The 5,575-nt window shown below is 37.6% G+C and carries 6 protein-coding genes; all 6 read left to right on the top strand.

Annotated features, from left to right (window positions below):
- Positions 1–87 precede the first annotated feature (87 nt).
- The gene (locus A5294_RS05725) at positions 88–525 is read left to right on the top strand and encodes a GNAT family N-acetyltransferase (protein WP_064340676.1); all 438 of its coding nucleotides are present in this window, start codon (positions 88–90) and stop codon (positions 523–525) included.
- Between the two features lie 476 nt (positions 526–1,001).
- Complete coding sequence (locus A5294_RS05720; protein ID WP_004113314.1) at positions 1,002–1,298, top strand: type II toxin-antitoxin system RelB/DinJ family antitoxin; 297 nt, start codon at positions 1,002–1,004, stop codon at positions 1,296–1,298.
- A 13-nt stretch (positions 1,299–1,311) separates the two neighbouring features.
- Entirely contained in the window at positions 1,312–2,595 is a 1,284-nt protein-coding gene (locus A5294_RS05715; RefSeq protein ID WP_004113312.1) for a hypothetical protein, read from the top strand.
- A gap of 152 nt (positions 2,596–2,747) precedes the next feature.
- Positions 2,748–3,080 carry a hypothetical protein gene (locus A5294_RS06640; protein ID WP_082851891.1) on the top strand — a complete coding sequence of 111 codons (333 nt, stop codon included), beginning with the start codon at positions 2,748–2,750 and terminating at the stop codon, positions 3,078–3,080.
- On the top strand, positions 3,064–4,050 hold the full coding sequence (locus A5294_RS05710; protein WP_064340675.1) for a helix-turn-helix domain-containing protein: 987 nt from the start codon (positions 3,064–3,066) through the stop codon (positions 4,048–4,050). The genes A5294_RS06640 and A5294_RS05710 overlap by 17 nt, the downstream gene beginning before the upstream one ends.
- Before the next feature lie 917 nt (positions 4,051–4,967).
- Positions 4,968–5,575: helix-turn-helix transcriptional regulator (locus A5294_RS05705; protein ID WP_064340674.1), on the top strand; the 608-nt coding region annotated here is incomplete at its 3' end.

The following is a 5,575-nucleotide window of genomic DNA, read 5'->3' as shown; positions in this document are numbered from 1 at the left end:
TTGTAAGATTTACTGTTATAACTATATGGTCGAGGGTATATCTGAAATAATAGAGCTAGATAAATTTGAAGTTGCGGAGGTAATGAAATGATTAGAAAAATAAAAAAAGAAGATGCTCAATCTATACGAGAAATATGTGATATTTCTTTAGGATATACTGTTTCTACAGAGTTAGTAGAGAATCAAATCACAAAACTATCCGCTGATAAAAAGCATCATGTGATTTATGTTTATGAGGATGAGGATTTACATAAAGTTGTTGGATTTATACATGCTGAAATGTATGAGAGTCTTTATTCAGATTGTGGATTAAATATTCTAGGATTAGCTGTTTTACCAGAGTTTCAAGGAAGAGGCATTGGAAAAAAATTGATGAATCATTTAGAAATGGATTCTCGACAAAAATTACTTAAGTTTATCAGGTTAAACTCAACAGAAGCAAGAACGGAAGCACATAAATTCTATGAAAATATAGGATATGTATGTGATAAGACGCAAAAGAGATTTATTAAAATTTTCGAATAAGTCAATTCTAGTTTGTTGAACTGAAAAATTGAATACTAAATGTGTAAGACGATAGAAAAAAGAAAAAATCTATCGTCTTTTTTCTTGCCTAATTTCCCTATGTTTTGCTATCAATAAATAGGGAAAACTCACTAAGAAGCTAAGAAAGTATTTCAAATGCTTCTCACTAATATATACACGACAAAATGTTAGTTCCATTAAATATGTTACAGAAAGTAAAGGAGATAAGATGATAAGAATCGGTCAAACCCTCACTTTGGTGTAAATTCATTTCCTTCCCTTTATCCGACATTTTTACGTTCAGGCTCAAACGAGAAAATAAGCGGGGCTTCCCACCATCACGGCGCTTGATCGTGCTATCTGATGCAGTAATGCGAACATAAAAATCGTGTATGACAGTCAAAAAATCCCATTCGTGCAAATGTGTTGCAATATGCGATACAGTATTTATGGTGTGTGTATGGAGATTGGTTGATATGGCAGTTACTAAAAGTGCGAATGTGAATGTGAGAATACAGGAAAATATTAAGCAGCAGGCTGAGCAGATTTTGGAAACGATTGGAGTTCCTATGGCTACTGCTATTGACATGTTTTATCGTCAAATCATTCTTAATAAGGGTATTCTGTTTTCTCTTACTATTCCGAAGTCGCTTCCAGCACAAGATGATATGGATGAGAAAACGTTTAATGCTTTGATGACTAAAGGCTATGATCAGGCGGCTCGCGGTGATAGTTATCCGATAGATGATGTTTTTGAAGAGCTTGAACGATGATAGGGATAGAAAAATGTCAGATTCATCGATGAAAGAGAAGGAAAAGCAGGAACATACTCCCACAGATGAGAAAAATCCACTATATTGTGAATCACATGAGCAAATATGTGAGAACCTTAACAGTGCAAATAAGGAATTGTCCAAGTATAAGGTTTTACAACTGAGTGCGGAAATCTTTTCCATCTTAATGATTATTGGAACTGTTTTTATGGCGTCCAATAAGCTACAGCTTTTTGGATGGATCACCTATTGTTTTGCAATTCTTCTTCTTGTTGTAGTGTCTCTTATTTGGGTTATTTGTGTTATTGGGCAGCGCAATATACATAGTCGTTTTAGGAGTGCAAATGTAGAGCGTAACAAATCTTTTCTTAGCTATGATAATCAACAGGGGAAGGGTAGACTCTCACTGGTTCTTTGTTGCTTTTTTGTGTTAAGTGGTATTCTAACTGCATTTTTTGAAATAACTGCGTTGCATCTTCCAAATCGGTGGCTTTTGCAGACTTGGGTATATGTTATATGCGCGGCAATGCCAGTTGTTTGGATGATTACGATTGCTCTTGAATGTGTTTTCTATAATCTCTATCTTATTTCGCGTATACGGAAAATAGGTATAAGAATTGTACTTCGTTATCTATCTGTTCTACTTTGCGTATTGATTATCTTAGGTCTTGGATTTTTTGACGTTTTATTTATTGTTGGAAGATATTCTGTGAAACAAAATGATAATGGTACATACACAGAGCACGTAGATGATATGTATGCTCCTTTTGAGTATTATCTTTATCGGTCTGAAGGTCCGTTTTTCCTTAAGTATCTTCGACCAATGACAGATTCAAGTGATACTGATCCAAAAATAAGTGAATCTGAGTGGTATCGCAGAATCGATCGCAATAACAGGAAAGATACAAGATTAAAAGATACAAGATTAAAGGTTGAAGAGCCAGATAAAAATTACGATTTGCATGATGCCGCTGAGCGTGATTTAGAATCAAAGAAGGAAAGAAATGCAGCGCTTAAGATATTTGATAAGTATTTTGCGGCGAAAGGCTTTGCGTTCAAGGAGAACTATACCGCCAAGGGGGATATGTACTTTGTTCTGAGTGAAAGCCGTTCGGACATTACTTATCTGCAGTATAACAGGGACTCTCAGGATGGAAAATGTGGTCTTTATATTCTGTTTAAGGCTTCAAAATCTTCAAATGGAAGCTGGTCGTCGAGTGATGCTCATATGCAGAACACTTATACTTATGAATATAGCACTGGACTGATTGCAGAGAGCAGTAGGGCAGATTGGTAGTAGGCAGAATCGTTGGATGCCAGAATCGAAGAGTATCTGAAGATTGCCAGATAGTGATTGTCAGATAGTAGAATCCATATTTGTGTGCTCTAGTTGCTTATGTTTTAGGGAACAAATCGGTGTAAAAATTGTAAAAAAGTTCCCTGCATTATTTGATTTCTCATGGTAATGGCTTGTTGGTTATTCAAGAAAATAAGGTTCCTGAGTTTAAGAAGTTGCTTGTTGAGTATTATGAGGGCGAAGATTTGCAGTCTGTAACGGATGCGTTTGCTTGCGTTCGTGAAGATGATTGGAAAGCGCGGTGTGAAAATGAAAGAAAACGAATTGGCGGTCGGTTGCGCTCATTTGTCGGCAGAAATTGCGCTTTTAACGGCAATTGCCAACTGAACTTGCTACTACGCAACTGCTGTTTTAGCTATAATTTCACCATGATCATGATGAATTCTAGTTTGGAATGGAGAAGTTTTTATGATTTTAGCAGATAAAATATTGGAACTGCGTAAACAAAACGGTTGGTCGCAGGAAGAATTGGCGGACAAATTGGGCGTCAGTCGCCAAGCTGTTTCCAAATGGGAAGGCGCACAAACTATCCCGGATATGGAACGGATAATCGCATTGAGCCGTTTGTTTGGTGTTAGTACAGATCTTCTGGTAAAAGATGAAATTGATGTTATGGGGAAGAACGTCAACGCAGATGAAAATGCCTGCCAGGAAGAAGCCGGCGTTCGCATGCGGATAATTGAGCTGGAAGAAGCCTCCGCTTATATTGCTCACAGAATATCATTTGCCTCCTATGTTGCTCTAGGCGTTCTTCTTTGTGTTCTGGCGGCAATCCCGTTGATTGGCAGTAATCTTTTGCTTTCTCACACAGTAAATGCGCAAGTCGGTAAAACTATGGGCTTAGCATTCAGTGTTGCGATTATTACTGTAGCTGTAGCTATTTTTATTATTCAGAGTTTCCACGGAAAGCGTTATCAATATTTGGAAAAAGAGGACTTTGAAACGGCTTACGGCGTTGACAGTGTGCTCAAAGAACGCTTGGAACGGTTCATGCCGTCGTATGTGCTGCGTACGGTAAGCGGTGTCGTTTTATGTATGGTTGCCTTTATTTTTCTTATAATTTCGGATATAGCGCCGGAATTTTATCAACTTTCATCCGGCTTTTTTGTAGTTGTCGCTATTGCCCTGGTGGCAGCAGCTGTTTATTTATTCGTACAGGCGAATATTATCCGCTCGTCCTATTACCGTTTGCTGCAACCGAAGAAAAAGATTGTCTATCCTGTAAAGATTAGGTTATTCCTCCAAGCTTACTGGCTTATAGTTGTCTGCATTTATTTAGCCTACAGTTTCATTACGTCCGATTGGGGGAGAAGTTGGATTGTTTGGCCGTTGGCCGCATTGACTTACGGAGTAATAGAAGTAGTGCTCAAAGCGTGGAGGCTTGGAAAGAAATAAGTGACTTTCAGCGTCGATTTTGTGGCGAATAACAGGTGCTATCCGAACGAAATATGGTATGCTTGCGCTTAATATTACCCCCAAGGGTGAAAGTATGATTAAAAATGTCGCACATATAGGCTTTACCGTCGGGGTGCGGACATTTTTTAGACAGCCACACCCAGCTTACTTCTGTTCTCGATAAGACTTATTCCTCCAAGTTATCAAGTTGCTTATTTGATGGCTAGCGAAGATGCTCGTAGTAGGGAATTTGGCGTTTATTGATTGGTTAAGGATAATTATCCCAAATTCGTTTTATCGATGGACACAATGAATTTTTCGCAAGAAGGGATTATATACAAATATTTACCGGATTTTCTATTGGAAGAGAATGCGTAAGGTACTTGATTTTGCTCTTATGTAGATTATGTTTCGCGATGGCTATTATTAAAGGGTTTAATAAGCAAGAGCAAGCGCGATGTTTCATTGTTTTCCTTGCGAATTGGCGGGTTTTCATTCCGACGATTGTCTGGATTTTGTTCCGATGTTTGGCGGGATATTAGTGCGACGATTGGCTTTGTTTAGAAATGTGGTTGTAGGACTAAATGTTAAAAGGTTTAGCGTGCGGTGGATTTAAGCTTACTTCTCGAGATTCTAGATGTGATTTTGCTATTCTGCTGTCGAGTGTTTGTGTGCTCTAGTTGCTTATGTTTTAGGGAACAAATTAGTGTAAAAATCGTAAAAAAGTTCCCTACATTATTTGATTTCTCATGCTGTTACAGTTGGTAACTATAGTGTTTCACCTTGTTTCTTTTTCCGTTGTAAATTATTTGTTAGTTTGTAATTAGGCGGTATATAAATCAAATGTTTCAATACTAATTTGGTTTCCGTCAAGTAATTTCATGATGTGTAATAAGTGATTTGAAAGGAGTTGTGTCATGAGTAGTGTTATATCTTTGGGGGAAAAAATTAAAAAGGCTCGTCTGGAAGCTGGGTTGACGCAGGAGGAGCTTTCGGAATTATTGATGGTATCTCGTGCTGCTGTAGCAAAATGGGAAACGAATCGGGGTTTGCCGGATATCGAGAATCTGAAATTTATTGCATCTGCTCTAAGCGTGAGCGTTGATTATCTTTTGGATGAGAACAATAGCGTTGATTTTTCTATTACTAAGAAGCCTATTAATCTCAATAAATATGGTTTCGACGGTAGGTTGAGCAGTTTTAAGAAGTCGAAAGTTAAAGAGCAGATTGTCTTAGATGAATATCCTGACTCAGAAATCAATATGCTAACTGTTGTTAAGACTTATAACAGTTCATCTGAGAAAATGGTGGATAATTTTGTTGGATGGTTTTCTACTCTCCTTGGAGGATTGCCATTGTTTGGCATATATGATTTCAGTAAAGCTGTTGCCACTCTTGGGGCTGATCAGTATTATTTGGTGGATAAAAAAGATAAGCAGTATTTCGTGCTTATAACTGATGAGTATATTATTAGCAGAATTATGGGAGTGGCGTTTAATAGTAAAAAGTTCCGTATTGGAGATAA

The sequence above is a fragment of the Gardnerella sp. 30-4 genome, assembly GCF_001641215.1.
GTDB lineage: Bacteria > Actinomycetota > Actinomycetes > Actinomycetales > Bifidobacteriaceae > Bifidobacterium > Bifidobacterium leopoldii.
This window is presented reverse-complemented; position numbering and strand designations above follow the sequence as displayed.

Excerpts from the sequence above, each read along its gene's own strand:
- A5294_RS05710 (WP_064340675.1), top strand. The coding sequence starts at position 3,064 with ATGATTTTAGCAGATAAAATATTGGAACTGCGTAAACAAAACGGTTGG.
- A5294_RS05715 (WP_004113312.1), top strand. The coding sequence starts at position 1,312 with ATGTCAGATTCATCGATGAAAGAGAAGGAAAAGCAGGAACATACTCCC.
- A5294_RS05725 (WP_064340676.1), top strand. The coding sequence starts at position 88 with ATGATTAGAAAAATAAAAAAAGAAGATGCTCAATCTATACGAGAAATA.
- A5294_RS05720 (WP_004113314.1), top strand. The coding sequence starts at position 1,002 with ATGGCAGTTACTAAAAGTGCGAATGTGAATGTGAGAATACAGGAAAAT.